Below are 26981 nucleotides of genomic sequence, written 5' to 3'. Positions count from 1 at the left end.
GCGGGACTTTATGCAATATTTAATTTCACAGTATTTGGAGGTTTAATTTATGAACAGAGTAGTTATAACTGGAGTAGGAGTTATTTCTCCTTTAGGCAATACTATTGAAGAATTTTGGAGTTCTTTAATAAATGGAAAGTCAGGAATAGATGTAGTTAGAAAGTTTGATGTTTCAGAGTTTCCTACCAAAGTCGCGGCTGAAGTAAAAGACTTTGACCCAACGCTATACATTGATAAAAAAGAAGCCAAAAGAATGGATAGATTTATTCAATTTGCTGTAGCAAGTGCGAAATTGGCTTTGGAGGACTCGCAGATTGACCTTTCGCGAAGCGATTTAAATAGGTTTGGAGTTATTTACGGCACAGGTATTGGTGGTATTGAGACTTTTGAAAATCAGATGAAAGTGATGTATGAAAAAGGACCTGGAAGAGTAAGCCCCTTTTTTATTCCAATGATGATAGCAAATATGGCAGCAGGTCAAATTGCGATAAGTTTTGGACTTAAAGGAATAAATGAGACCATAGTAAATGCTTGTGCTTCAAGCACCAATGCCATAGGAGAGGCTTTTAAAGCCATACAGAGAGGTGATGCGGACGTCATACTTACAGGAGGCACTGAAGCAGCTATAACTCCAATGTCTTTTGCAGGATTTTGTGCTATGAAAGCCATGTCTACAAATGAAGACCCACAAAAAGCTTCAAGACCTTTTGATCTGGGAAGAGACGGTTTTGTAATGGGAGAAGGGTCTGCAAGCTTAATTTTAGAGTCATTAGACCATGCACAAAAAAGAGGTGCTAAAATTTACGCAGAAATAATAGGTTATGGAGCGACAGACGATGCTTATCACATAACTGCTCCAGCTCCAGAAGGTGAAGGAGCTGCAAGAGCAATGGAGGCGGCTTTAAAAGATGGAAATGTCAACTTTGAAATGATAGACTACATCAATGCTCATGGAACGTCTACAGAATACAACGACAAATACGAAACAATGGCTATAAAAACTGTTTTCAAAGACCATGCGTATAAGTTGTGTATAAGTTCGATAAAATCTATGACAGGTCACTTGCTGGGAGCAGCAGGTGCAATAGAGGCTGTTGCCACTGTTTTGACTATAAAAAATGGAATTATTCCTCCTACAATCAATTACGAAACCCCTGACCCAGAATGCGATTTAAACTATGTACCTAACAAAGCTATAGAATACAATGTGAATTATGCTATTTCTAATTCCTTTGGTTTTGGTGGCCACAATGGAACATTACTTTTTAAAAAATTTTAAAAGAGGTATAGAAGTGAGAAGGGAAAGTTTTAACGAATTAGAGGAAAGGATAAATTATACATTTAAAGATAAAAATCTGATAAAAGAAGCTTTGACCCATAGTTCGTGGGCAAATGAAGGCAAAAACAACAAAATAAGCAATGAAAGGCTGGAATTTTTAGGTGATGCCGTCTTGAGCCTTGTCATAAGTGAGTATCTGTATAAAAAAAGAAAAGATTTGGAAGAGGGTTCTCTTTCTAAATACAGAGCAGAGATAGTTTGTGAACCTTCTCTTGCAAGGTGTGCAAGAGAGATAGGATTGGGGACATTTTTGCGGGTTGGAAAGGGAGAAGAGCTTACGGGAGGAAGGGAGAGAGACTCCATCCTTGCCGATGCTATGGAGGCATTACTGGCTGCTATATATCTTGATGCTGGACTTGATACCGTAAGAAAAATAATTTTGGACTTGTTTAAGGATATAATAGAAGAAGTGTTAAAAGGATTGATTTATCGCGACTACAAGACAAAACTTCAAGAAGTGGTACAAAGTATGGGAATAGGAAAAATTACTTATGAGCTTGTGAAAGAGGTAGGTCCAGACCACAACAAGACTTTTGTGATGCAGGTGAGAATTGGAGATGTGGTGTTAGGGGAAGGTTATGGAAAGAGCAAAAAAGAAGCAGAACAGGCTGCTGCGATGGAAGCATTAAATAAACTGGGGATAATAAAATGAAAGGCATGTATATAATACCAATTTTTATACCACATTTAGGATGTCCTTTTAAATGTGTATTTTGTAATCAAAACGCTATAACGGGACATGAGGAAGAAATAACTGAAAAATACGTGCGACATACTATAGAAAGCCATTTAAAGACTATACCAAAGGATGCAAGAGTAGAAGTATCGTTTTTTGGCGGAAGTTTTACTGGTATTCCAATTGAAAAACAAAGTATGTATTTAGGTATTGCAAAAGAGTACTTGGATAAAGGACAAATAGATGCCATTCGTTTGTCCACACGTCCCGATTATATAAACCCTGAAATCTTAGAGAACTTAAAGAGATATAATGCTTCAATAATTGAACTTGGGGTACAATCAATGGATGATGAGGTGTTACTAAAAAGTCGAAGAGGTCATTCAAGTCTTGACGTTATAAATGCCGTAAAACTTATACGGCAGTACGATTTTAAGTTAGGTTTGCAAATTATGATAAGCTTACCAGGGGATGACTTAGATAAATCTTTAAATACTGCCCAAAAAATTGTTCAATTGAAGCCTGATTTCGTGCGAATTTATCCTACTTTGGTGATCAAAGGAACTTACCTTGAAAAGATGTATAAAGATGGCCGATATAAGCCTTTAAATTTAGAGGAAACTGTTGAAATTTCTAAAAGATTGTATATAATCTTTCTTAAAAATGATGTTGAAGTTATAAGAATAGGACTTCAACCAACGGAAAATATCAGTTATAATGGTGATGTGGTAGCAGGACCTTTTCATCCTGCAATGGGTCAATTAGTGGAATCACGTGTTATTTTAGATGTATTGATGAAAATTTTTGAAGAGAAAAATATACGAAATACTGATGTGTCTATTATTTCCAATGAAAAACGCATCTCAACAGTTATAGGACAAAAAAAGCACAACAAACAGATTTTAGAAAATAAATATAATGTAAATGCAAAATTTAAAATGTCACAGAAAATACCTTATGACATGATAGTTCTTTGTTATTACAGAAAAATTATGCGGATTTGTATAAATGACTACGTAAAGAATAATTTTTAAAAAAAATTTCATAAAAAAGAAGGAAATATTAGTTTTTTATCGAATATATAAATATATATCAAATGTATTCATTTTCACAATAATATATGAAGGAGGTTATTTGACAGTGGAAGTTCTAAAGGTGTCAGCTAAATCTAAACCTAAGTCTGTAGCAGGTGCATTAGCAGCCGTCTTAAGAGAAAAATCATCAGCAGAAATTCAAGCGGTTGGGGCAGGTGCAGTAAATCAAGCAGTAAAAGCTATAGCAATAGCGAGGGGATTTGTCGCACCAAATGGAATAGACTTGATTGCTATTCCTGCCTTTTCAGAAATTGAAATAGACGGCGAAATGAGAACAGCTATAAAATTTATAGTAGAACCAAGGTAATCTAAACCTGCTTTTTAGCAGGTTTTATTTTTTAGAAATATAGACATGTGGTATGTATTTTTTATTTTTAAACATTTTACTTGTAAAATTCGAACTTAAATAAGAGGTGATTTTATGGAGGGATTTGTTAAAATTTTAGTACTGGAAAATGAAGTAGAAGCGAAATTGATAGACGGGATTTTGAAAGAGAAAGATATACCCCATGTGATAATAACATATCATGACACTGCTTATGATGGTTTATTTCAAATGGTAAAGGGTTGGGGATATATAGCGGCACCACAAGCCTATAAGGAGGAAATATTAAAAATCGTAGAAGAGATAAGGAAAAATAAAGATGAAATTTGAACGCAGTTATGGTAAAATGGATGGTGCATAAGGAGTGGTTATATGTACCTCAAAAAACTTGAAATTCAAGGATTTAAATCTTTTGCAGATAAAGTCACTCTTAATTTTGAAAAAGGTGTAACTGCAATTGTAGGGCCTAATGGCAGTGGAAAAAGCAATATTTCCGATGCCGTTCGTTTGGTATTAGGAGAGCAAAGCATCAAAAGTTTAAGAGGATCAAAATTAGAAGATGTAATTTTTGCCGGCAGTGAAAAAAGAAAACCTTTAGGCTTTTGCGAGATAAATTTGACTCTTGACAACAGCGATTCTTATCTTCCTTTTGATTATACAGAAGTTGTTGTTGCTAGGAAAATTTTTCGATCAGGAGAAAGCGAATTTTTTATAAATAAAACACCTTGTCGCCTGAAGGATATATACGAGCTTTTTTTGGATACAGGGGTAGGAAAAGAGGGTTATTCTATAATAGGACAAGGTAAGATTGAAGAAATACTTTCTGCAAAACCTGAAGATAGAAGACAAATTTTTGAAGAAGCAGTAGGTATATCTAAATTCAAGTACAAAAAAGAAGAGGCTGAAAAAAAGTTAGCTGTAGCAAATGATAATTTAGTGCGCTTAAATGATATTATTGTTGAACTTGAAAAACAGTTAATTCCTTTAGAGGCTCAAAAACGTAAAGCAGAAGAATTTTTAAGGCTTAGCAAAGAGAAAAGAAAAGTCGATATAAGTTTATACGTTCAACTGATAAAAAATTTAATGAAAGAATATGAAATTTTTAGTGAAAAATATGAGGATTTAAAAGCTCAATTAGATGACAAAAAAGCGCAAATAAATCAGGGACAAGAGGACTTAACCAATAAAGAAAAAGAAATAATTTTTTTTCAACGACAAATAGATGACAAAAAAGAACAGTACTTTAATAAGTTAAAAGATTTAGAAACGATAAACGGAAAAAGGGAACTGACAAAAGAAAAGCTTAAAAATTTAAGTGAAACTTCACAACTTCACAAAGAGGAATTAGAGAAAGCGAAAAAGAAAGCTGATTTTTTGGTACAAGAACTTAAAAAAATAGAGACAAATGTGTCACTGTTATATTCAACCAAAAATGTTCTTAATAAGAAATTAAAAGAGTTAGAGGAAAAGTATTCCAATTTGCAAAAAGAACAAAAAGATCGTTTTGAGGAAGTAGAAAGGTCAAAAGAAGAAATAGTCGATGTGCTCAATAGCATAGCTGATGTGAAAGGGAAGCTGTCTCTGTACAATTCCTTGAAAGAAGACGTGTTAAACAGAGAAGAAAATATTAAAATGCACATCAGGAATGCTAAAGAACAAATAAAAAAACTAGAAGAAGAAAAATCAAAGGTTGAAAGCGATTTGAACTTTTTGTCTAATCTACTTAATGATAAATCGAAGGAAGTTACAGTTAAAAAAGAGAAATTACATGAAGTTAGTAATACATTAGTTTCCTTTGAAAATATCTTAAAAGCGTGGAAAGAAGAATACAATCGTAAAAAGTCTCAACTTTCTCTTTTAGAAGAGATGGATAAAAATTATGAAGGGTACAGTGCTGCTGTAAAAAATTTGTTAAAATTATCAGAGTTTAATAATGATTTTAAAGAAAATATAATAGGAGTGGTAGGAGAGCTTTTAGAAGTAGAAAGTATTTACAGCACTGCGATTGAAGTAGCTTTAGGCTTCAGCGTTCAAAATATTGTCATAAGGTATTCTAATCAAGTGGGTAAGCTAATAGAGGTATTAAAGCAAAAGAATTTAGGAAGAGCGACTTTTTTGCCTCTTGATTTGGTACAGGGCAAAAAACTTTCCAAAGAGGAATCAAAGATTTTAAATGAAAAAGGAGTAATAGGGGTTGCCTGTGACGTTATTAAATATGACAGTAGTTTAGATGATATTTTTAAATTTTTGTTAGGTAGAGTTATTGTAGTAGATACTATTGAAAATGCGATAAATTTGTCTAAAAAATATAATCAATCTTATAAAATTGTCACTTTAGAGGGAGAAGTCATAAATCCTGGAGGAGCAATAACTGGTGGAAGTTTGAAGCCGAAGGTCCAAAGTATTTTTAGAAGAAAAGAGGAAATAAATAATTTAAAAAGGGAAATTGTTACATTAGAACAAGGCATTAAAGAATTGACAGAGGCTATTGAAAAAATAGCAAAAGATAAGACTTTTATTGAAGGCCAAATTCGTGTTATAGAACAGGAAATATCTGATATAAATTATAAAATAAACCAAGAAAAGCAAAGAGAGTGGTCTTTGAAGCGGGAGATAGAAAACTTGTTAAGTCAAGTTGAAAGTTATAATATTGAAATTAAACAAATAAAAGAAAATATTTATAATTATCAAGAAGAAATTAGCAAATATCTTAAGGAATTGACGAGTTTAGAGAATAGAAAAGAGGAGATCAATGCTTTAATTGAGGGTTTTAAGGAGACAAATAATGAAAATGTAGAAATTCTTCAAGCTTTAGAAAAAGAAATTACCACTTTAAAAATTGAAATTGCCAGAACTGAACAAAAACTTCAGAACGAGGTCCATAATTTAAAAGAAAAGCAGCAAGAATTAGGCAGAGAAAAAAGTAATATTGAAGACAAAGAGAAAAATATTAATGACATAGAAGCTTTAAAAAAGACTTTGTTATCAGATGAGGAGAAATTTGAAATTCAAATAGAAGAATTGCAAAAAGAAATTGAAAAAATACAAACGGAGATATCACAGTTGGAAGAAGAGTTGTCTGGGAACAACAAGGAATTAGAAGTATACAAGGAAAAGTTTTTGATATTACAACAGGAATATTCTGACATTAAAGAGATGACTCACAATATTGAAATAAACATGCAAAAATATCAAATTGAGATTGACAACATCAAAACTAGGTTGTGGGAAGAATATGAGTTAACTTTGGAAAAAGCTTTACAGGAAGCAGAGTACAAAGAAATTTCTTATTTAAAGGAAAGGGCAAATTATTTGTCAAAAGCGATAAAGGATTTAGGAAATGTGAATGTGGAAGCTATTGAGGAATATAAAGAGGTAAAAGAGAGGTATGACTTTTTAAAAAGTCAGATGGAAGACATTATAAAAGCAAGAGAAACTTTGATTTCTGTCATTGAAGAGACTAACAAAATTATAAAAACTAAATTTAAAGATGGTTTTGAACTTATACAGCTTCAATTTAAAGAGACTTTTAAAAGGCTTTTTGGTGGAGGACATGCGGAACTGATACTTACAGATGAAAACAATCTGTTGGAAACAGGAATTGAAATTAAAGCGCAACCACCTGGCAAAAAACTACAAAATCTTTCCCTCCTTTCAGGTGGTGAAAAGGCGTTAGTTGCAATTTCGCTTTTATTTGCTATGATACTTATAAGGCCTACTCCTTTTTGCATATTGGATGAAATAGATGCAGCTTTGGATGATACAAATGTAGAAAGGTTTGCACAATTTTTAAAGGAATTATCGAAGGATACACAGTTTATAGTTGTAACTCATAGAAAAGGGACAATGATGATCGCTGATGCGATATATGGTGTGACAATGCAGGAAAAAGGAGTATCTAAATTGCTTTCTCTAAAATTAAATAAAGACAGCACCACAGGAGGTTTGGTACATCATGCTTAATTTTTTCAATAAACATCATGATTCCAACGGAGAAGAAAGCAAAAAGGGACTATTTCAAAAAATAAAACAAGGTCTTTTAAAGACACGAGATAATCTGACTTCTAAAATAGATAATATTGTCGGATTTGGAAGAAAAATTAATGAAGAGTTGTTGGAAGAATTAGAAGAAATACTGATTTTGGCAGATGTAGGGGTGAATACTACTTCGGCTATTATAGAAGGAATAAGACAAAAAGTTAAAGAGAGAAAAGTTTCTGATGCTTCTATGCTAAAAGAGCTTTTGGCAGAAGAAGTATATGAAATTTTACAAAAGGATGTGGAGCCTTTTGCGCTAACTTCTCCTATGGTGATATTGGTGGTAGGGGTAAATGGCGTAGGTAAAACTACTACAATCGGTAAACTTGCAAATTTATATAAAAAAGAAGGTAAAAAAGTGATGTTGGTAGCAGGAGATACATTTAGAGCTGCTGCTATAGACCAATTGGAAATATGGGCTGAAAGAGTCAATTGTCCAATAATTAAGCACCAAGAAGGATCTGATCCGGCTTCTGTCATTTTTGATGGTATTCAAGCAGCAAAAGCAAGAGGAATAGATGTTCTTATTTGTGATACAGCAGGAAGACTTCATAATAAAAAGAATTTGATGGAGGAATTGAGGAAAATTCGAAAAGTTATAGACAGGGAGTATCCAGAAGCAAAAGTAGAAACTCTTTTGGTTTTAGATGCCACAACAGGACAAAATGCTATTCAGCAGGCTAAAATCTTTAAAGAAGTATCCAATATCACTGGCATTGTACTTACAAAACTTGATGGGACAGCAAAAGGGGGAATTATCGTCGCTATTAAAGCTGAGTTAGGTATACCTATAAGATACATAGGAATAGGAGAAGAAATAGAAGATTTACAAGTTTTTGATGCAAAATCCTTTGTTTCTGCTATTTTTGAATGAATTGAACTGTAAAAACCTTAAAAACAGCTTGACAAAATAAAGGCCTTCATATAAAATCTTAATGTAAAGGTTAGGACCTTAACGGGTGGGGTTTTTGTGGATGATGATTTTTTATTTATGAATCTTTTATATGATTTTTACGGTGCTTTATTGACTGACAAGCAAAAGGAAATTTTTGAAATGTACTATTTGAATGACTATTCTCTTGGTGAAATTTCTGAGCTTTTAAACATTTCACGTCAAGGTGTTTATGACACTTTAAAAAGAGCAGAAAGTTCATTGAAATTTTTTGAAGAAAAATTAGGGCTGGTAAAAAGACACCAAGAGATAATGAATAAGTTACAAGAAATTAAAAAACTTATTGACAGAATAAAAGCACAAGAGGCAAATCCGGAAGTCGTAAAAATTGTAGAGGAGATAGCTCAAAAATTAGAAGAGCTAAATCCATAGGAGGTAAATTTAATGGCTTTTGAAAGCCTATCTGGCAAACTGCAAGAAGTTTTTAAAAAGTTAAGAGGAAAAGGCAAGCTTTCAGAAAAAGACATAAAAGATGCAATGAGGGAAGTCAAAGTAGCCCTTTTAGAAGCTGATGTCAATTTCAAAGTGGTAAAAGATTTTATAAATGCAGTGACCGAAAAGGCGTTAGGTCAAGAGGTAATGGAAAGTTTGACTCCTGCTCAGCAAGTCATAAAAATAGTCAATGAGGAATTAACATCTCTTATGGGGTCTACCCAAAGTTGGTTAAATTTAGGAAACAAAATTCCTGCAGTAATAATGATGGTAGGATTGCAAGGTTCTGGCAAGACGACAGCCTGCGGTAAGTTGGCAAATTTGCTTAAAAAACAAGGTAAAAATCCTATGCTGGTGGCATGCGATGTCATAAGACCGGCTGCTATAAAACAGCTTCAAGTAGTAGGTTCTAATGTGAATGTGCCAGTTTTTACAATGGGAGATAAGACCAATCCCGTTGATATTGCTAAGGCGTCGATAGACTACGCAAAATCTCACAATATGGATGTGGTTATAATAGATACTGCAGGTAGACTTCACATAGATGATGAACTGATGGAAGAACTCATAAATATCAAAAAAGTTGTCAATCCAGATGAGATTTTGTTGGTTGTCGATGCTATGACAGGGCAAGACGCAGTAAATGTTGCTTCTTCCTTCAATGAGAGGTTAGATATAACAGGAGTTATATTGACTAAATTAGATGGGGATACAAGAGGCGGTGCGGCTCTTTCTATTAAAGCCGTCACTCAAAAGCCCATAAAATATATAGGTACAGGAGAAAAGTTATCTGATATTGAACCTTTTTATCCTGATAGAATGGCTTCCCGTATTTTGGGAATGGGGGATGTGCTGACTTTAATTGAAAAGGCGCAAGCAGCAATTGATGAGAAAAAGGCATTAGAGATGGGACAAAAACTTTTGACAAAGCAATTTACCTTAGATGATTTTTTAGAACAGCTACAAAGCCTTAAAAATATGGGACCACTTGACCAACTTCTAGGCATGATTCCTGGAATGAGTAAAAACATGCTTAAGGGTATTGATATTTCAGAAAAAGACTTAAAAAGAGTTGAAGCCATTATACAATCCATGACAAAGGAAGAAAGGCAAAATCCTTCAATTATAAATGGTAGCAGAAAAAAGAGAATTGCAAAAGGCAGCGGTACCACCATACAGCAGGTTAATAGCCTTTTAAAGCAGTTTGAAGAAACAAAAAAGATGATGAAGAAGTTTGCTGACTTTGATAAAGACATAAAGAAAGGAAAACTGAAATTACCTTTCTTTAGATGATGGTGGGCAACTTTTGAAGGAGGTGAGAAAGTGGCAGTAAGAATAAGGTTAAAAAGGTTTGGCGCTAAGAAAAAACCTTTTTACAGGATAGTAGTAGCTGATTCCAGGTCTCCAAGAGATGGAAGGTTCATTGATGAAATTGGATATTATAATCCAGTAGCGCAACCTGCAGAGATAAAAATAGACCCAGAAAAAGCTAAAAAGTGGCTAAGTGTAGGTGCCCAACCTTCAGATACTGTAAGGTCACTGTTCAAAAAAGAGGGAATAATTGGTAATCATGACGTTAATTAATCCTCTTTTTGAGGAGGTGTAAAATGTGGGAGAACTCGTTAAAACAATAGCAAAGGCATTAGTGGATAATCCTGATGCTGTAGAAGTTAATGAAATAGAAGGACGCCAATCTGTCATCATAGAACTTAAAGTTGCTCCCGAAGATATGGGCAAAGTCATTGGAAAGCAGGGAAGGATTGCACAAGCTATACGGACATTAGTGAAAGCCGCTGCTTTAAAGGAAAAGAAACATGTGATTGTGGAAATAATTTAGGTGGTGGTATGGCTGATTATTATAATGTAGGAAAAATTACTTCTGCCCATGGAATTAAGGGAGAAGTAAAAGTATATCCCCTTACCAATGAACCTGAAAGATTTTATGACCTTGAATATGTATGGATTTTTGACGACCAACAAAAAATGAATAAATACTATATAGAATATGTAAAAATTACTTCTAAAGGAGTTTGCGTAAAACTAAAGGGAATTGATACAAGAAATGATGCAGAAAGACTTAAAGGGGCATTTTTGAAAGTTGATGCTCAAAATGCTTTAAAATTGGAAGAAGATGAGTATTTCATTAAGGATTTAATAGGGATGAGAGTATATACTGAAGAAGATGAATACTTGGGCAAGTTGGTGGAGGTATTCCAAACAGGAGCGAATGATGTTTATGTAATAAAAGATGAAAAAAATGAAATACTCATCCCTGCGATAAAAGATGTAGTCAAAAAAGTCGATGTAGAAAATAAGGTGATGGTGGTCCACCTTTTGGAGGGACTGTAATGGTCTTTGACGTTTTAACCCTATTTCCTGAGATGTTCTACAGCGTTTTATCTACCAGTATACTAAAAAGAGCAATTGAAAAAGGAAAAATAAAAGTTAATCTTATAAATATAAGAGATTTCTCTAAAGACAAACACAAAAGAGTGGATGATTATCCTTATGGGGGTGGCCCAGGGATGGTTATGATGCCCCAGCCTATTTTTGATGCAATTGAATTTGTAAAAAAGCAAGGGGACATACCAGTTTATTACCTGGGACCCAAAGGGAAAATTTTTAATCAGGAAATGGCGGTTAAAATGTCTAAATTAGATAGAATAGTCCTTTTGTGTGGCCATTATGAAGGTATAGACGAGCGCGTCTATTCAATTATTGATGAAGAAATCTCTTTAGGGGATTTTATATTGACAGGCGGCGAGATAGCTGCAATGGCTATCATCGACGCAGTGTCAAGGCTTATAGATGGTGTTCTTTCTGACCCTCAAAGTTATCGTGAAGATTCTTTTTTTGAAGGTTTGTTAGAGTATCCTCAGTATACAAGACCAGAAGTTTTCAGAGGGATGAAAGTACCTGATGTTTTGTTAAGTGGCAATCACGCAGAAATAGCCAAATGGAGACGACAAAAATCTTTAGAAATAACACTCCTAAAGCGGCCTGATTTGCTTAAAAAGGCTGTTTTAACTGAAGAAGATAAAAAATTTTTAAGAGAAAAAGGCTTTGACATTTAAAGGTTGGAAGGAGGGAAGACAATGGACCTAATAAAAGCAGTAGAAAGCCAACAATTAAGGACAGACCTTACCCCATTTAATGTGGGTGATACTATAAGAGTACATTATAAAGTTATTGAAGGCGATAGGGAAAGAATTCAGCCCTTTGAAGGAATAGTGATTAAAAAAAGTGGGTCAGGGCTTAGAGAAACTTTTACTGTAAGGCGTGTGTCTTACGGAGTAGGAGTTGAAAGAACTTTTCCCCTTCATTCTCCAAGAATTGAAAAAATAGAAGTTATAAGAAAAGGTAAAGTCAGAAGAGCAAAACTGTATTATTTGAGACGCAGAGTTGGAAAAGCTGCAAGCAAAATAAAAGAATTAATGTAAAAAAGGGGTTAAAACCCCTTTTTTAAGTATGTGGAGGAAATGGTATGATACAGTGGTATCCTGGACATATGGCAAAATCTAAAAAAGAGATAATTTCTAATCTCAAGTTGGTAGATGTGCTATATGAGGTGGTGGACGCTAGAATACCTGTAAGCAGCAGAAACCCAGATATTGACGATATAGCAAAAAATAAAAAAAGGTTGATACTTTTAAATAAAGCTGACTTGGCTGATGATGAGGTAACTAGTTTATGGATACAATATTTCAAACAAAAGGGAATAGCTGCAGTAAAAATCAATTCAATCACAGGTATGGGAATTAAGGAAATAATGGACACAACTAAACAGGTGTGCAAAGAGATATTAGATAAAAAACAGCAAAAAGGCATGATGCCTAGGTTGAGAGTTATGATTGTTGGAGTGCCTAACGTAGGTAAATCCACCCTTATTAATAAATTAATTGGAAGTAAAAGAGCAAAAACAGGAGATAAACCTGGAGTGACGAGAGCTTTACACTGGATAAAAACGCCAAATTTTGACCTTTTAGATACCCCTGGGATACTGTGGCCTAAATTTGATGACGAAAAGGTAGGAGTAATGTTAGCTTTGACAGGGGCAATTAAGGATGAAATTTTAGACATAGAAGAATTAGCTATACAGTTGATAGAAATTTTGAAAAAATATTACGCCAATTATTTGATGTCTCGATACAAAATTGATAAAATAATAGAAGATAATTTTGAAATTCTAAAAGAAATAGGAAGGAAAAGAAGTTGCCTCATTTCAGGAGGAGAAGTGGATACTCTAAAAGCTTCTCAAATTTTGATAGAAGAGTTTCGCAGTGGTAAGCTTGGGAGGATATCTTTAGAAAGGCCTTAAGGGGGGAGTTTTATGCTTTCTAAAACTAAAAGTATGGCTATTTTAGGGATAGAAGCTTACATAGTTGATGTTGAAATCGATATGTCTAACGGCCTTCCTTCTTTTGATATAGTGGGGTTAGGAGATACAGAGGTCAAAGAAGCAAGAGATAGAGTAAGGTCTGCAATTAAAAACAGCGGTTACGAGTTTCCACTTAAAAAGATCACTGTAAATCTGGCGCCTGCTAATACCAAAAAGGAAGGCACAGCTTTTGATTTGCCTTTGGCAGTAGGGATATTGGTATGTATCGGGCAAATAAAAAATGAAAATATTGAAAACATAGCGTTTGTGGGAGAACTTTCATTAGATGGGACTATACGACCTATAAATGGGATTTTACCCATGACGATTGGTGCTAAGCAAAGAGGCATATCTTCTATTGTGGTACCTTTTGAAAACGCATACGAGGCTGCTGTAGTTGATGGAATAAAAGTGTATGCTGCAAAAAATTTAAAAGAGGTAGTAGATTTTTTAAATGGGGAGAGAATTATTGAACCTTTTACAGTAGATATACAGAGTTTTTTTAATAATGTAGAATATGAAGTGGATTTTGCTGAAGTTAAAGGGCAGGAAAATGCAAAGCGAGTTCTTGAAATTGCTGCTGCGGGAGGCCATAACGTGCTTATGATAGGTCCTCCTGGTTCGGGGAAGACTATGTTGGCACGGCGATTTCCTACGATACTCCCACAGATGAGCTTTGAAGAAGCATTAGAGGTTACAAAGATATACAGCATAGCAGGTTTGTTGCCTAAAGGCACTCCTCTCATTACAACTCGTCCTTTTAGGGCTCCTCATCATACTATTTCGACGGTTTCTTTAGTAGGTGGAGGGAAATACCCTAAACCGGGGGAAGTTTCTCTTGCACATTATGGTGTACTGTTTTTAGATGAAATACCAGAATTTAAAAAGGATGCTATAGAAGTTTTAAGACAGCCTTTAGAAGATGAATTTGTAACAATAACGCGAGTTAACGGGACCTTTACTTATCCGAGTAAGTTCATTCTAATTTTGGCGATGAATCCTTGTCCTTGTGGCTATTATGGTGATGAGACACAAGAGTGTCGATGTAGTATAAACGAAATTAGGAGGTATCAAAATAAGATTTCAGGACCTCTTTTAGATAGAATTGATTTGCATGTGGAAGTAAAACCTTTGAAAAAAGATAAATATTTTGATGAAGAAACTTTTACAGAAAGTTCTAAAGAGATACGGAAAAGGGTAAGTAGAGCGAGGGAAATACAGCTTAATAGGTATAAAGGTAGGGGGATATATTTTAATTCCCAATTAAAAGGCAATATGATAAAGAAGTATTGTAAGTTGGACAGTGATACTAAAAAATTTTTAAATGAAGCTTTTGAAAAATTTTATTTGAGCGCAAGAGGGTATAATAAAATTTTAAAAATAGCGAGAACAATTGCTGACTTAGAGGGAGCAGAAAATATAGGTTTTGAACATGTGGCAGAGGCATTTCAATACAGGCTCGTTGATAGCAGATACTGGTATAAATAATTTTTTATCACGAGCTCAATGGTAAATCAAGACTTTAAGCCACGAAAAAGTCTGTCAACAAACTAACATTTTGTGACTTATAAAAACGTAAAATCTTGGTGAGATAATAAAAAAGGAGGTGTAATCTATTGGAAATAGAAGCGTATTTAAATAAACAGAGTGCAAAAAATATTTTTTTTATAATTTTAGGTACATTGATATCTGCTATTGGAATAAACATGTTTATTGTTCCTGCAAAACTTTTGAGCGGAGGAGTATCTGGCATAGCTCTTATAGTTCAATATCTCACTAAGTTTCCTGCGGGATACACTATATTTTTGTTAAACATCCCTCTTTTGATATTAAGCTATAAGAAGGTAAATTTGAGATTTACTATTTTTACTATAATAGGTACAGTTTTTTTGTCATTTTTTTTAGTGCTTACTTATTCTATAAAGAATATTTTGTATATAAATGATCCTTTGCTTTTGTCTATATATGGAGGTATATTAAATGGTGCGGGAATGGGTATAGTTTTTAGCAATCATGGTTCTACAGGAGGGTTAGATATAATTTCTGTCATTGTAAAAAAGAAATATGACAACTTTGAGATAGGGCGTATTTCCTTTGTGGTCAATTTTTTCATTGTAGGTATAGGTACCATATTTTTTGGTTTAACTAGTGCGTTGTATACTCTCGTTTCCATGTATATTACTTCGTATGTGGTAGACAAAACTATTAAAGGTTTTAACAGACAAAAGATGATACTCATAGTGACTAACAAAGAAGAAGAAGTAAGCAAAGAAATTATGACAACTTTGAAAAGGGGAGTAACTTTCCTTCATGGTGAAGGAGCGTATACAAAAGAAGAGAAAAGAGTACTATATTGTATAGTATCCCTCACGCAATTACCACAGCTTAAACTCATTGTGCAGCAAATAGATGAAAATGCTTTTATCTCCATATTAGATGTAGCTGAAGTACAAGGAAAAGGCTTTAGAAGAGAGCTATTTTAGTCTTCTATTGAAAATTTTAAGATTTTCTTTTATAATTTTTCTTAAACTGACTGAAATACTTAAAGAAGACGAAAAGGAGTTGATATATTGAAAAGAGTTTTTTCTGGAGTTCAGCCGACAGGAGATATTCATATAGGCAATTATCTTGGAGCTATGAGACAGTTTGTCAAATTACAGGACGACCATGAATGCTTTTTTTGCGTCGTTGATTTGCACGCTCTAACAGTTCCTCAAGACCCTAAAGTTTTAAAGGAAAAAACTATTGAATTGGCAGCACTTTACCTTGCAATAGGTTTAGATCCTAAAAAGGTTACTATTTTTGTTCAGTCTCACGTTCCTGCCCATGCAGAATTGGCATGGTTGCTACAATGTATAACCTATTTTGGTGAATTGAGCAGGATGACACAATTTAAGGAAAAAAGCAAAGGAAAGGAATCTGTTTCAGTTGGACTTTTTACATATCCGGACTTGATGGCAGCAGATATACTTTTATACAATACCCATTATGTTCCTGTAGGAGAAGACCAAAAGCAGCACTTAGAACTGACAAGAAACATTGCACAGCGTTTTAACAACAGATTTGGTGAAACTTTTGTAGTTCCTGAGCCTATGATTTTAAAATTTGGTGCGAGAATAATGAGTCTTACTGACCCTACTAAGAAGATGAGCAAAAGCGATGAAGACCCTTATAATAGAATCAATCTTTTAGATGACCCTTCTCTTATTAGAAAGAAAATAATGAAAGCTGTAACAGATTCAGAAAGTGAAATAAGGCTTGATTGGGACAAAAAGCCGGGAGTCAGCAATCTTTTGACTCTTTACAGCTTGTTTACTGAAATGAATGTGGAAGAAGTGGAAAATAAGTTTAAAGGACAAGGATACGGCACTCTAAAGAAAGAATTAGCAGATGTCATCATTGAAAAGTTAGCAGTCATACAGCAAAACTACAAAGAGCTTAGCAGAGATTACGTTTTGAGTGTTTTAAAAGAGGGAGCTCAAAAAGCAGAGGCTGTTGCTGAAAATACTTTAAAAGAAGTAAAAGAAAAAATGGGATTAATATTAAGATAGTAAAAAAGCATTAGGAATGTGATTTATCTTTTCGAAGTTTAGTGTATTAGGGTTTAAGTAAATTTCAATCACATCAAAACGAGGCTGTAAGTTTTTAAATTTATCTGTTGAAGCTATGTAAAGCTGAGCAACTTTTACTATTTTTTGCTGCTTATAAAAATTTACGGCTTCACTCGCAACACCAAAAGAAGTGGAAGTCCTCGTTTTTACTTCTACAAAAACCAATTGATTTTTATATAAGGCGATTATATCTATTTCGCCTATTTTGCATTTGAAGTTTTTCTCCAATATTTTATATCCCGATTTTGTAAGATATTGGGCAGCTATCTTTTCACCTAAGCTGCCTATTATTTTTTTGTTCAATAGTTTTCATCCCTTCAAGATTTTTTCAATAAAAGTTTTTCTGTGAATAGGGCAAGGTCCGTATTTTTTAATGGCCTCTATGTGTTCTTTTGTGCCATAACCTTTGTTCTTTTGAAAGTTATATTGAGGATATATTTTGTGATACTCTTTCATAATTTTGTCCCTTTCTACTTTTGCCAATATGGAAGCGGCAGCTATTGAAATGCTTTTTGAATCTCCTTTTACTATCGCTTTTTGATTTATTTCAATTTGAGGTATTGTCACTGCATCCACTAAGAGATAATCGATTTTTTGCAAAATTTTTGAGACGGCTATTTGCATTGCTTTGTAAGTGGCGTTTAATATGTTTATTCTATCGATTTCGTCACATTCTACAATTCCAATCCCGTAAGAAAGGGCATTTTTCTTAATAACCTCTGCCAGCAATTCTCTTTTTTCTTCTGACAGTTTTTTTGAATCATTTATGTCAGGAATAAATACTTCTTTTGGAAGAATAACACAGGCAGCGACTACTGGTCCTACCAAAGGTCCTCTTCCCGCTTCGTCTACTCCTCCGATAAATTTAAAATTTAAATTATGTAGCTGATTTTCAAAGTATGTTAAATTTTTAATTCTCTCCATTTCTTTTTGCAGCCATCTCTGGGCTGCTTCATTTAGTTTAAGGGATTGTAAGCTAGTTGGGCCATTTTGGTATATGTACTCTTTTAATTTGTGTATATTGTAGAAATTTGACATTTTATCACCTTTCTTTTTTCTTTATTTTATCACACTTCATATATTATAATAAAGATAATTAAGGAAAACGATATTAAAGGGGAAGTCATATATGGAAAGGAATAAAGTTTTTAAAATATGGTTAAGCAGCATCAAAGGAGTAGGATATAAGAATTTTACGAAGTTAATTGAGTTTTTTGGAAGTGCAGAAGAAGTGTACAATGCCAAAGAAATCGATATTTTAAAAGCAGTTCGAAGCAAGAAGCTGACTGAGAATATAATAGAAGCGAAAAAACAAAACCCTTTTGAGTACATAGAAAGGTTGCAAAAATTAAGAATAAAGGTTTATACATTAGAAGAGGAAGAATATCCTGAAGAATTGAAAAATATTTACGACCCGCCTCCAGTTTTGTATACAAAGGGGAATATAAGTTTAAAAGACAGTTTGTGTATAGCAATGGTGGGGTCGAGGAATGCTACTTTTTATGGAAAGCAAATGGCTCAAAAGTTAGCTTATGAATTAGCAGAAAGAGGGATAATAGTTGTAAGTGGGATGGCAAGAGGGATTGATAGTTTCTCTCATATAGGAGCATTAAAGGCAAAGGGCAAAACTATCGCTGTTTTAGGAAGCGGTATTAATGTGGTCTACCCAAAAGAAAACAAAAAATTGATGGAGCAAATTATTGAAAACGGCTTATTAGTCTCAGAATTTCCTTTGGATTTTCCACCACTTCCCCAAAATTTTCCTTCACGCAACAGAATAATAAGTGGTTTATCTCTTGGGGTAGTGGTGGTAGAGGCAGGAGTAAAAAGTGGTTCTCTTTTGACAGCGAAATTTGCTTTGGAGCAAGGAAGAGAAGTTTTTGCTGTACCTGGTAATGCCACCAGTGCCTACAGTAAAGGCACCAACGAACTTATAAAACAAGGAGCAAAACTTGTTAATGATGTAAATGACATTTTAGAGGAGTTTAATTTTAGAGGTGATGTACAGGAAAAAATCACACAAAATACTTTAGCTTCTCTGTCAGATGAGGAAAAAAAGGTATATGAATTTATCTGTGAAGCCCCGAGAGACATTGAAGAGGTGATAAGCTATTTTGGATTAAAAGCGGCAAAAGCAAATGTCATTTTATCTTCTCTGATGCTAAAAGGTATAATAGAGAAATTACCTGGGAATAAATATGAGAAAAAAATATTTTGATAATTGTCAAAAACTTTGATATAATTATAAATTGTTTTGGAGGTGTCAAAATGGCAAAATCACTGGTTATTGTTGAGTCCCCATCTAAAGCGAAAACTATATCAAAATTTTTGGGGAAAAATTTTAAAGTGGAAGCCTCCATGGGTCATGTTAGGGATTTGCCTAAAAGTCAATTAGGTATCGATATTGAAAACAATTTTGCTCCTAGGTACATAACTATTCGGGGAAAAGGGGCTATTATAGAGAATTTAAAAAAAGAAGCAAAGGATGCAGATAAAATTTTTTTGGCCACTGACCCTGACAGAGAAGGAGAAGCAATTTCCTGGCATATTGCCCAATTGTTAAATTTGAATATTGAGGAGCCTTGTCGCATAGAATTTCACGAGATCACAAAAAATGCAGTGCAAACTGCTCTTAAAAGCCCTCGCTCTATAGATTTAAATTTGGTAGATGCGCAACAAGCCAGGAGAATTCTTGATAGATTAGTAGGATATAAAATAAGTCCCCTTCTTTGGAAAAAAATAAAGAGGGGATTAAGTGCAGGCAGAGTTCAATCAGTAGCAGCTAGGCTTATCTGCGACAGAGAAAGAGAAATAGAAGCCTTTGTGCCAGAAGAATATTGGAGTATTACCGTGATTCTCTCTGATGAGAAAAACTCTGGCAAGTTTGAGGCAAAATTCTACGGTACTAAAAAGGATAAAGTTGAGTTAAAGACAAAAGAAGATGTAGACAAAATATTAGCAGCATTGTCTGAAGAATACATTATAGATAAAGTAAAAACAGGTGTCAAAAAGAGGAATCCTTCTCCACCTTTTATCACTAGTACTTTACAACAAGAAGCTTCGAGAAAATTGGGATTTACTGCAAAAAAAACTATGTTAATTGCACAACAATTATATGAGGGGGTAGAAATCAAAGGAGAAGGCAGTGTAGGTCTTATTACTTATATAAGGACAGATTCTACAAGGGTGGCAAATGAGGCTAAGGCAGAGGTATATAAATATATAGTTGAAAAGTTTGGAAAAGAGTATGCCAATCCGGGAGCAAATTATGCTTCTAAAAAGGCCAATGTTCAGGATGCTCATGAAGCTATAAGACCTACTTCTATTTACAGGGATCCCGAGAGTATAAAGGATTCCTTAACGCCAGACCAATATAAATTGTACAAATTAGTTTGGAGTAGATTCATAGCAAGTCAAATGGCACCTGCAATTTACGATACTGTTTCTATGGACATAGTAAATAATGGATATGTTTTTAAAGCCTCAGGGTCTAGCATTAAATTTTTAGGTTTTATGACAGTGTATGTAGAAGGAACAGATATGCAAGAAGAGGAAGAAAAAACTGTACCTGTACTTCAAGAAGGGACCAAATTGTTTTTAGAGGAATTAAAGCCAATGCAACATTTTACCCAGCCTCCGCCTCGATATACAGAAGCTTCTTTGATTAAAGAATTGGAGGAAAAAGGAATAGGTCGTCCCAGCACTTATGCTCCTACTATCTCTACTTTGTTAGAAAGAGGATATGTGGTAAAAGACAAAAAGACTTTAAAACCAACAGAATTGGGCTTCATAGTCACTGATGTATTAAAGGAATATTTTTCAAAAATTGTTGACGTGAAATTTACAGCTGAAATGGAAGAACAGTTAGATAAAATAGAAGAGGGTCAGGCTAAATGGTATGAAGTGGTACAAGAATTTTACAAGGATTTTTATAAGACTTTGAAAATTGCAGAAGAGCAAATGGAAGAAATAGATATAAAAGAAGAAGTTGAAGTAACAGATATTGAATGTGAATTTTGTGGAAGAAATATGGTAATAAAAAAGGGCAAATTCGGAAAGTTTTTAGCTTGTCCCGGTTTCCCCGAATGCAAAAATACAAAACCGCTGTACGAAAAGGTGGGGGTAAAATGCCCTAAATGTGGCGGAGAAATTGTTATGAAAAAGAGTAAAAAAGGAAGAACTTATTATGGATGTGAAAATGCTCCTGAATGTGATTTTATCCTGTGGGATAAGCCAGTGGAAGAAAAATGTCCCATATGTGGAAGTTTATTAGTAGAAAAAAACACAAAGAATAATACAATTTTAAAATGCTCTAATCCTCAATGCGACTACGAAAAAGAAGTTAAATGAATTTAAAAAAAATTTTGAATTAATTCTTGAACCATTGTGAAAAATGTGTTAATATTAAACTATCTAAAGGGGTGTAAAAATGTTTAAGGGTACTACCATAATTGCTGTTAGAAAAGGCGATCGAGTTTCAGTGGCTGGCGATGGCCAAATTACATTCGGAGAAAATACTATTTTAAAGCATGGGGCAAAGAAAATTCGAAGGTTGTACAATGGGGAAGTAATAGTAGGATTTGCAGGTTCTGTGGCAGATGCCTTAACGCTTTCTCAAAAATTTGAAGAAAAACTGGAACAATATGGAGGGAATTTAAAAAGGGCTGCAGTAGAGTTGGCACAAGAATGGAGAAAAGACAAGATTTTAAGAAAGTTGGAGGCTCTTTTAATTGCGGTAGATAAGACTTCTACTTTGCTCATTTCAGGCACTGGGGAAGTCATTGAACCAGATGATGATGTGATTGGAATAGGGTCTGGGGGAAATTACGCCATGGCAGCGGCTTTGGCTTTGCGCTACAACACTGATTTAGATACAGAAAATATAGCAAAAAAAGCTTTAGAGATAGCTTCAAAGATTTGTGTTTACACTAATAACAACATAACAGTTGAGACTTTATAGGGGGTGCTTTAAGTGAAGAATTATACTCCCAAGGAGATTGTAGAGGAATTAGATAAGTATATTGTAGGACAAAAGGAAGCTAAAAAATCAGTGGCAGTAGCGCTGAGAAATAGATACAGACGCAATCTTTTGCCTGAAGACTTCAGAGAAGAAGTCACTCCCAAAAACATAATTATGGTAGGCCCGACTGGTGTAGGAAAAACAGAAATAGCCCGAAGAATTGCAAAGTTAGTTGAGGCTCCTTTTGTGAAAGTAGAGGCTACTAAATTCACAGAAGTAGGATATGTAGGAAGAGACGTCGATTCGATGGTGAGAGACCTTGTAGAAGCCGCTGTAAGAATGGTAAAAGAAGAAAAATTAAAAACTGTGACAGAAAAAGCTAAAAAATTAGCTGAGGATAGATTGATTGATTATATAATTGGCAAAAAGAAAAAACAAGTCAAAAATCCTTTTGAGATGCTTTTTAATTATCCTTCCTCCGATAAAGGAGAGGAAGTAGAAGAAGAAAACCTGAAATACAAAAGGGAAGAAATAAGACATAAATTGAGAAGCGGGGAACTTGACAATTACATCGTGGAAATAGAGGTCACAGATTCTTCTACTCCCATGTTGGAGATGTATACCAATTTGGGGTCGGAGGAAATGAACATAAATTTGCAAGATATCTTTTCTGACATTTTACCCAAAAGAAAAAAGATTAAAAAAGTACCAGTTTATGAAGCTAAGAGAATTTTAGAGTCAGAAGAAGCGCAAAATCTAATTGATATGGATGAAGTAGTAGAAGAAGCGATTAGAAGGGCTGAAAACGACGGGATAATCTTCATAGATGAAATAGACAAAATTGCTGGTAGTGGTTATACCGCTGGCCCTGATGTTTCAAGAGAGGGTGTTCAAAGAGATATTCTTCCAATAATTGAAGGATGTACTGTAATGACAAAATACGGACCTGTTAAAACAGACCATATTTTGTTCATTGCAGCAGGAGCCTTCAATGTGTCAAAAGTCTCAGACTTAATACCTGAACTACAGGGAAGATTTCCTGTAAGAGTGAATTTAAAACCCCTTACAAAAGAAGATTTTGTAAGAATATTAAAAGAGCCTAAAAACGCTCTTACCAAGCAATATCAAGAGCTTTTAAGAACAGAAGGAATAGAAGTTAAATACACTGATGAAGCAATTGAGGCTATTGCAGAAGTAGCATATCTTATAAATCAACAATCGGAGGACATTGGCGCAAGAAGATTGCACACTGTCATGGAGAAGTTGTTTGAAGAATTATCTTTTAATGCGCCAGAATTGGGAGGGCAGCAAATAGTGATAACTGAAGAGTATGTAAAAGAGCAATTAAAAGATAGTCTAAATAAATACGAAGTTAGTAAATACATTTTATGATAATAAAAAATAAAAACATAGGAGGATTAGAAATATGAGCACACTATTAGAAAAAACTAGAAAAGTAAATCGAATTTTGCAAAAAACAGGAATTCAACCAGTTGATTTTAATGAAATGGCCAATATTTTAAAAGATGTCATTGAGGCCAACGTATATATTTTGAGTAGAAAGGGTAAAGTATTGGGTTATAGTATATTAAAAGATTATGGAAATGACATTTTTGCTCAAAGTAAAATAATACCTGAAGAATATAATGACAAACTTTTGCGAGTGACGGAGACGCTGGCTAATGATAAAGGTAATCTTTTTAAAGAGGATAAAGTTTTATCAGATTTAATTTTGACTATAGTACCTGTCAATGGCGGTGGAGACAGGTTAGGAACTTTAGCCTTATCAAGAGGGGTAAAAGAATTTACTGACGATGACTTGATATTAGCAGAATACGGTGCTACAGTAGTTGGCCTTGAAATTTTAAGGTCAAAAAATGAAGAAATAGAGGATGAAGCGAGAAAAAGAGCAGTTGTTCAAATGGCACTAGGAACACTTTCTTACTCCGAATTAGAAGCTATAAAAAATATTTTTGAAGAGCTAAATGGAAAAGAAGGATTATTAGTTGCAAGTAAAATAGCAGATAAAGTAGGTATTACAAGGTCTGTAATTGTAAATGCCCTTAGAAAGTTTGAAAGTGCTGGCATAATTGAGTCAAGGTCTTTAGGAATGAAAGGTACCCATATAAGGGTACTAAATGATAAATTATTAGAAGAGTTAGAGAAAATGAAAAGATAAATTTAAACCCTTATTGAAAAATATAAGTCTCCGCTTTTATGCATGGGGTTGTACTTTAGCATGAAAGCAGGAGACTTAATTTTATGTAAAAGAGTCCTATAAAAATAGGACTTTTTTCTTATGGTGTAAACTATTACGGCATGATATAATATTATTCGATAAAAATTGATATTATTTTACAAAAAAGGCATTGTTGAAACAAAGTTAAATATTTATTTTATGGTTTATTTTAGCAGGATTTTTGATTTTTTTGTCGAATTAAGTATAGTGTGGTCGAATAAGAGGAGGCGAGAAAATGCTGGATTTAGGAATTGAAAATATAGATTTATTACAAAAGGGATTGTACGCAGCCACTGTAAGAAACAATGTGATTGCCAATAACATCGCTAATGTGGATACTCCTAATTTCAAAAGGTCTGAAGTCAAATTTGAGGATATTTTAAAAGATGCTATAAATGGTACAAAGTTAAGAGGTTATGTTACAAACCCTAAGCACATTCCTATTGGCCCACCTGCTATTGATTCCATACAACCGGAAATTATTCAAGTAAATGACACTTCCATGAGGTTAGATGGAAATAATGTAGACATAGATGCCGAAATGGCAAATTTAGCTAAGAATCAGTTGTATTACTATGCCCTTGTGCAAAGGGTAAGTGGAGAGCTTAACTCTATCATGACTGCTGTAAAAGATGGGAGGTAATTTACAATGAACTTATTTAGTTCTATGGATATAAGTGCTTCGGGTTTGACGGCGGAAAGACTTAGAATGGACATAATTGCCCAAAATATAGCTAATGTAAATACTACAAGAACAGTTCAAGGAGGGCCTTATAGGAGAAAATTAGTGGTTTTAAAAGAAATACAACCTGACAGTTTCGAAAGCATTCTAGATAAAGTTAAAGGTAAATACAGTGGCAAAGGAGTAGAAGTTGTACAAATAGCTGAGGATGACCAAACTCCTCTTAGAGAAGTTTATGACCCTGGACATCCTGATGCTGACCAAAATGGATATGTAGAGTACCCAAATGTAAACATTGTTTCTGAAATGGTAGATATGATTTCTGCTACTCGTGCTTATGAAGCCAATGTAACAGCCTTTAATGCTTCAAAAGCTATGTTTCAAAAGTCTTTAGAAATCGGTAGGGGGTAGACATAAATGGTTAATCAAATAACACCGGTTAATCCAGTAACTTTGGATAGCACTTTAGAAGCAACACAGAATGGCAGTAAAATAGATACTTTTAGCGACTTTTTAAAAGAAGCCTTTAACAAGGTAAATGATTTACAGTTAACGGCAATGAAAAATGACCAAAAACTTGTAACTGGTGAAATTGACGATATAAATCAAGTGATGATAGATGCTGCGAAGGCTGACATTGCACTGCAGCTTACAATTCAAATAAAAAATAAAGTGCTGGAGGCCTATCAGGAAATAATGAGAATGCCATTGTAATGTCTTTAATTGAAATGAGGTGAATTAATGCCAGACTTCATTGCCAATTTTAGAGAACAACTGACAAACTTTTGGAATAAGTTTGATAAGAAACAAAAGATACAGTTAGGAATTATTGCTATTTTACTTTTTATAGGCATTTCTTTATTAGTTTACATAGTTAATAGGCCTAATTATGTAGTTTTATATTCAGATCTAAGTATAAAAGATGCAGGAGCGGTAGTTGAAAAATTAAAAACCGAATTCAAGATTCCATATAAAATATCGAACGATGGGACGACAATTTTAGTTCCCGCACAATACAAAGATGAGGTGAGGATGAAACTTGCGACAGAAGGAATCCCACAAGGGGGATTTAGCTTTCAAGACGCTATGAATAACTCCCTTGCTACAACAGACCAAGAAAGAAGACAAAAGTATTTGTATTTTCTACAAAATGAAATACAAAATTCTCTAAAAACTATAGATGGAGTGCAAGATGCTATTGTCAATATCGTAGTACCTGATCAAAATGCCTTTGTACTTTCAAATACTACTAATCAAGCTACAGCGGCTGTGATGCTAACTTTAAAGCCAGGTGTGACTTTATCCTCTTCGCAAGTCAAGGGAATCATAGATTTTGTATCTAAGAGCGTAGAAGGTTTAAAACCTGAAAATGTTACTGTAATTGATAATAATGGTAAAATTCTAACTGCAGAAAGTGATACTACTGCTGAAAATGCTAATACTCAATTTGCTCTTCAAAAAAAAGTTCAAGAAGACTTACAAAACAGCCTTCAAACATTGTTAGAACAAGTGTTTGGACCAGGTAATGTAGTTGTAAGAGCAAATGTTACTTTAAATTTTGATAAAAAGACGCAGGATACTATAGAGTATTTGCCTGTTCAAGGGAATGACAATAAAGGAATTGTAAGGAGTATACAAGAGCTTAAAGAAAAAGCTACAGGTACACAAGGTGGAAGCTCACCAGGTACTGCGTCAAATAATCCTCCTGTAACTTCAACAACTAGCAATAATACTTCTGATTATAATAAAACAGAGACCACTATAAACTATGAAATAAATCAAATTAAGACAAGTCTTGTTCAAGCTCAAGGGAAAATTGAAAGTATTTCTGTTGCAGTTGTTGTAAACCAAAATCTTAATAATTCTATGAAACAGCAAATTGCTGACCTTGTTACAAAAGCTGCAGGCGGAGATTCTCTTGTAAAAGTATCTGTTCAAGGAATGCAATTTAATCAAGACTTGTTAAAAGCGATGCAGCAACAGACAAAAGCTCCAAAAGGAGCGCCAGTATATGTATGGGCTTTATTGGCGGCTTTGGTGTTAGGAGGCGCACTTTCACTATTTATGATGATAAGAAAGAAAAAAGAAACTCTTTTGGCTACTGCTGAACAGGAAATTTTGGCTACAACAGAGCCTATTGAGGAGATAGATTTATCTGATAAAGATGAAAAGAAAAAGCAGATAGAAAAACTTGTGAAGGAGAAACCAGAGATTGTCGTCCAGCTAATAAGGACATGGCTTAATGAAGAATAGGT

Annotated in this window: 29 protein-coding genes; 27 read left to right on the top strand and 2 right to left on the bottom strand. The window is 34.1% G+C overall.

Translation table 11 applies throughout. The features are described 5' to 3' along the window. Positions 1 to 49 precede the first annotated feature (49 nt). The 18 genes from fabF (at position 50) to trpS (ending at position 16785) form a co-directional block, all read left to right on the top strand. On the top strand, positions 50 to 1279 hold the full coding sequence (gene fabF, locus TKV_RS06720) for a beta-ketoacyl-ACP synthase II (protein WP_049685292.1): 1230 nt from the start codon (positions 50 to 52) through the stop codon (positions 1277 to 1279). Next, positions 1251 to 1991, top strand: a complete 741-nt coding sequence (rnc, locus tag TKV_RS06715) for a ribonuclease III (RefSeq protein ID WP_049685291.1) — start codon at positions 1251 to 1253, stop codon at positions 1989 to 1991. The genes fabF and rnc overlap by 29 nt, the downstream gene beginning before the upstream one ends. After that, positions 1988 to 3049: an elongator complex protein 3 gene (locus TKV_RS06710; protein ID WP_049685290.1), complete on the top strand. Its 1062-nt coding sequence runs from the start codon at positions 1988 to 1990 to the stop codon at positions 3047 to 3049. Before rnc ends, TKV_RS06710 begins: the two co-directional genes overlap by 4 nt. 106 nt (positions 3050 to 3155) lie before the next feature. Next, positions 3156 to 3416 (top strand): stage V sporulation protein S, encoded by a 261-nt coding sequence (locus TKV_RS06705; protein WP_003869192.1) that lies wholly within the window; start codon positions 3156 to 3158, stop codon positions 3414 to 3416. A gap of 114 nt (positions 3417 to 3530) precedes the next feature. Next, entirely contained in the window at positions 3531 to 3764 is a 234-nt protein-coding gene (locus TKV_RS06700; protein WP_049685289.1) for a hypothetical protein, read from the top strand. Positions 3765 to 3806: 42 nt separating this feature from the next. Beyond that, positions 3807 to 7397, top strand: coding sequence for a chromosome segregation protein SMC (smc, locus tag TKV_RS06695; RefSeq protein WP_049685288.1), 3591 nt, complete (start codon positions 3807 to 3809; stop codon positions 7395 to 7397). Continuing rightward, the gene (gene ftsY / locus TKV_RS06690) at positions 7390 to 8346 is read left to right on the top strand and encodes a signal recognition particle-docking protein FtsY (RefSeq protein ID WP_049685287.1); all 957 of its coding nucleotides are present in this window, start codon (positions 7390 to 7392) and stop codon (positions 8344 to 8346) included. Before smc ends, ftsY begins: the two co-directional genes overlap by 8 nt. Positions 8347 to 8442: 96 nt before the next feature. Continuing rightward, the gene (locus tag TKV_RS06685; RefSeq protein WP_049685286.1) at positions 8443 to 8796 is read left to right on the top strand and encodes a putative DNA-binding protein; all 354 of its coding nucleotides are present in this window, start codon (positions 8443 to 8445) and stop codon (positions 8794 to 8796) included. Positions 8797 to 8808: 12 nt separating this feature from the next. Continuing rightward, entirely contained in the window at positions 8809 to 10149 is a 1341-nt protein-coding gene (gene ffh / locus TKV_RS06680) for a signal recognition particle protein (RefSeq protein ID WP_049685285.1), read from the top strand. A 30-nt stretch (positions 10150 to 10179) separates the two neighbouring features. Beyond that, positions 10180 to 10440, top strand: a complete 261-nt coding sequence (gene rpsP, locus TKV_RS06675; RefSeq protein WP_049685284.1) for a 30S ribosomal protein S16 — start codon at positions 10180 to 10182, stop codon at positions 10438 to 10440. Positions 10441 to 10465: 25 nt separating this feature from the next. After that, the gene (locus tag TKV_RS06670; RefSeq protein WP_049685283.1) at positions 10466 to 10693 is read left to right on the top strand and encodes a KH domain-containing protein; all 228 of its coding nucleotides are present in this window, start codon (positions 10466 to 10468) and stop codon (positions 10691 to 10693) included. A gap of 8 nt (positions 10694 to 10701) precedes the next feature. Beyond that, positions 10702 to 11205, top strand: a complete 504-nt coding sequence (rimM, locus tag TKV_RS06665; protein WP_049685282.1) for a ribosome maturation factor RimM — start codon at positions 10702 to 10704, stop codon at positions 11203 to 11205. Next, a complete protein-coding gene (trmD, locus tag TKV_RS06660) occupies positions 11205 to 11930 on the top strand; it encodes a tRNA (guanosine(37)-N1)-methyltransferase TrmD (RefSeq protein ID WP_049685281.1) in 726 nt (241 codons plus the stop codon). Before rimM ends, trmD begins: the two co-directional genes overlap by 1 nt. Before the next feature lie 21 nt (positions 11931 to 11951). After that, a complete protein-coding gene (gene rplS / locus TKV_RS06655; protein WP_049685280.1) occupies positions 11952 to 12296 on the top strand; it encodes a 50S ribosomal protein L19 in 345 nt (114 codons plus the stop codon). A gap of 44 nt (positions 12297 to 12340) precedes the next feature. Beyond that, on the top strand, positions 12341 to 13174 hold the full coding sequence (gene ylqF / locus TKV_RS06650) for a ribosome biogenesis GTPase YlqF (RefSeq protein ID WP_049685279.1): 834 nt from the start codon (positions 12341 to 12343) through the stop codon (positions 13172 to 13174). Positions 13175 to 13186: 12 nt separating this feature from the next. Beyond that, positions 13187 to 14722 carry a YifB family Mg chelatase-like AAA ATPase gene (locus TKV_RS06645; protein WP_049685278.1) on the top strand — a complete coding sequence of 512 codons (1536 nt, stop codon included), beginning with the start codon at positions 13187 to 13189 and terminating at the stop codon, positions 14720 to 14722. 128 nt (positions 14723 to 14850) lie between these two features. Next, entirely contained in the window at positions 14851 to 15717 is an 867-nt protein-coding gene (locus TKV_RS06640) for a YitT family protein (RefSeq protein ID WP_049685277.1), read from the top strand. 87 nt (positions 15718 to 15804) lie between these two features. Then, entirely contained in the window at positions 15805 to 16785 is a 981-nt protein-coding gene (trpS, locus tag TKV_RS06635; RefSeq protein WP_049685276.1) for a tryptophan--tRNA ligase, read from the top strand. Here the strand turns inward: trpS and TKV_RS06630 are convergent. Then, positions 16777 to 17148, bottom strand: coding sequence for a YraN family protein (locus TKV_RS06630; protein WP_049685275.1), 372 nt, complete (start codon positions 17146 to 17148; stop codon positions 16777 to 16779). The genes trpS and TKV_RS06630 overlap by 9 nt on opposite strands. A 6-nt stretch (positions 17149 to 17154) precedes the next feature. Then, the gene (locus TKV_RS06625) at positions 17155 to 17883 is read right to left on the bottom strand and encodes a ribonuclease HII (protein WP_049685274.1); all 729 of its coding nucleotides are present in this window, start codon (positions 17881 to 17883) and stop codon (positions 17155 to 17157) included. Between the two features lie 91 nt (positions 17884 to 17974). On the opposite strand from TKV_RS06625, the gene dprA reads away from it, so the two are divergent. The 9 genes from dprA (at position 17975) to fliF (ending at position 26979) form a co-directional block, all read left to right on the top strand. Continuing rightward, on the top strand, positions 17975 to 19063 hold the full coding sequence (gene dprA / locus TKV_RS06620) for a DNA-processing protein DprA (protein ID WP_049685273.1): 1089 nt from the start codon (positions 17975 to 17977) through the stop codon (positions 19061 to 19063). 50 nt (positions 19064 to 19113) lie between these two features. Then, positions 19114 to 21195, top strand: coding sequence for a type I DNA topoisomerase (gene topA, locus TKV_RS06615; RefSeq protein ID WP_049685272.1), 2082 nt, complete (start codon positions 19114 to 19116; stop codon positions 21193 to 21195). 79 nt (positions 21196 to 21274) lie between these two features. Then, positions 21275 to 21805, top strand: a complete 531-nt coding sequence (gene hslV, locus TKV_RS06610) for an ATP-dependent protease subunit HslV (protein ID WP_049685271.1) — start codon at positions 21275 to 21277, stop codon at positions 21803 to 21805. 12 nt (positions 21806 to 21817) lie between these two features. Continuing rightward, a complete protein-coding gene (hslU, locus tag TKV_RS06605) occupies positions 21818 to 23197 on the top strand; it encodes an ATP-dependent protease ATPase subunit HslU (protein ID WP_049685270.1) in 1380 nt (459 codons plus the stop codon). Positions 23198 to 23231: 34 nt separating this feature from the next. Continuing rightward, positions 23232 to 23984, top strand: coding sequence for a GTP-sensing pleiotropic transcriptional regulator CodY (gene codY / locus TKV_RS06600; protein WP_003869175.1), 753 nt, complete (start codon positions 23232 to 23234; stop codon positions 23982 to 23984). A gap of 295 nt (positions 23985 to 24279) precedes the next feature. Beyond that, complete coding sequence (gene flgB, locus TKV_RS06595) at positions 24280 to 24687, top strand: flagellar basal body rod protein FlgB (protein WP_003866698.1); 408 nt, start codon at positions 24280 to 24282, stop codon at positions 24685 to 24687. 6 nt (positions 24688 to 24693) lie between these two features. Then, a complete protein-coding gene (flgC, locus tag TKV_RS06590) occupies positions 24694 to 25137 on the top strand; it encodes a flagellar basal body rod protein FlgC (RefSeq protein ID WP_003866699.1) in 444 nt (147 codons plus the stop codon). 6 nt (positions 25138 to 25143) lie between these two features. Then, positions 25144 to 25440, top strand: a complete 297-nt coding sequence (gene fliE / locus TKV_RS06585; protein ID WP_003866700.1) for a flagellar hook-basal body complex protein FliE — start codon at positions 25144 to 25146, stop codon at positions 25438 to 25440. 27 nt (positions 25441 to 25467) lie between these two features. Continuing rightward, positions 25468 to 26979, top strand: a complete 1512-nt coding sequence (gene fliF, locus TKV_RS06580; protein ID WP_049685269.1) for a flagellar basal-body MS-ring/collar protein FliF — start codon at positions 25468 to 25470, stop codon at positions 26977 to 26979. The last annotated feature ends 2 nt before the right edge of the window (positions 26980 to 26981 follow it).

Source organism: Thermoanaerobacter kivui, from assembly GCF_000763575.1.
Classification (GTDB): domain Bacteria; phylum Bacillota; class Thermoanaerobacteria; order Thermoanaerobacterales; family Thermoanaerobacteraceae; genus Thermoanaerobacter; species Thermoanaerobacter kivui.
The sequence above is the reverse complement of the archived record's forward strand: the minus strand, read 5'-3'. Positions and strand labels throughout refer to the sequence as shown.

Excerpts from the sequence above, each read along its gene's own strand:
- TKV_RS06710 (WP_049685290.1), top strand. The coding sequence starts at position 1,988 with ATGAAAGGCATGTATATAATACCAATTTTTATACCACATTTAGGATGT.
- dprA (WP_049685273.1), top strand. The coding sequence starts at position 17,975 with ATGGAAAGGAATAAAGTTTTTAAAATATGGTTAAGCAGCATCAAAGGA.
- hslV (WP_049685271.1), top strand. The coding sequence starts at position 21,275 with ATGTTTAAGGGTACTACCATAATTGCTGTTAGAAAAGGCGATCGAGTT.
- topA (WP_049685272.1), top strand. The coding sequence starts at position 19,114 with ATGGCAAAATCACTGGTTATTGTTGAGTCCCCATCTAAAGCGAAAACT.
- fliF (WP_049685269.1), top strand. The coding sequence starts at position 25,468 with ATGCCAGACTTCATTGCCAATTTTAGAGAACAACTGACAAACTTTTGG.
- rplS (WP_049685280.1), top strand. The coding sequence starts at position 11,952 with ATGGACCTAATAAAAGCAGTAGAAAGCCAACAATTAAGGACAGACCTT.
- fliE (WP_003866700.1), top strand. The coding sequence starts at position 25,144 with ATGGTTAATCAAATAACACCGGTTAATCCAGTAACTTTGGATAGCACT.
- codY (WP_003869175.1), top strand. The coding sequence starts at position 23,232 with ATGAGCACACTATTAGAAAAAACTAGAAAAGTAAATCGAATTTTGCAA.
- rimM (WP_049685282.1), top strand. The coding sequence starts at position 10,702 with ATGGCTGATTATTATAATGTAGGAAAAATTACTTCTGCCCATGGAATT.
- TKV_RS06700 (WP_049685289.1), top strand. The coding sequence starts at position 3,531 with ATGGAGGGATTTGTTAAAATTTTAGTACTGGAAAATGAAGTAGAAGCG.
- ylqF (WP_049685279.1), top strand. The coding sequence starts at position 12,341 with ATGATACAGTGGTATCCTGGACATATGGCAAAATCTAAAAAAGAGATA.
- ftsY (WP_049685287.1), top strand. The coding sequence starts at position 7,390 with ATGCTTAATTTTTTCAATAAACATCATGATTCCAACGGAGAAGAAAGC.
- rnc (WP_049685291.1), top strand. The coding sequence starts at position 1,251 with ATGGAACATTACTTTTTAAAAAATTTTAAAAGAGGTATAGAAGTGAGA.
- trmD (WP_049685281.1), top strand. The coding sequence starts at position 11,205 with ATGGTCTTTGACGTTTTAACCCTATTTCCTGAGATGTTCTACAGCGTT.
- fabF (WP_049685292.1), top strand. The coding sequence starts at position 50 with ATGAACAGAGTAGTTATAACTGGAGTAGGAGTTATTTCTCCTTTAGGC.
- TKV_RS06625 (WP_049685274.1), bottom strand. The coding sequence starts at position 17,883 with ATGTCAAATTTCTACAATATACACAAATTAAAAGAGTACATATACCAA.
- flgB (WP_003866698.1), top strand. The coding sequence starts at position 24,280 with ATGCTGGATTTAGGAATTGAAAATATAGATTTATTACAAAAGGGATTG.
- smc (WP_049685288.1), top strand. The coding sequence starts at position 3,807 with ATGTACCTCAAAAAACTTGAAATTCAAGGATTTAAATCTTTTGCAGAT.
- ffh (WP_049685285.1), top strand. The coding sequence starts at position 8,809 with ATGGCTTTTGAAAGCCTATCTGGCAAACTGCAAGAAGTTTTTAAAAAG.
- TKV_RS06645 (WP_049685278.1), top strand. The coding sequence starts at position 13,187 with ATGCTTTCTAAAACTAAAAGTATGGCTATTTTAGGGATAGAAGCTTAC.
- flgC (WP_003866699.1), top strand. The coding sequence starts at position 24,694 with ATGAACTTATTTAGTTCTATGGATATAAGTGCTTCGGGTTTGACGGCG.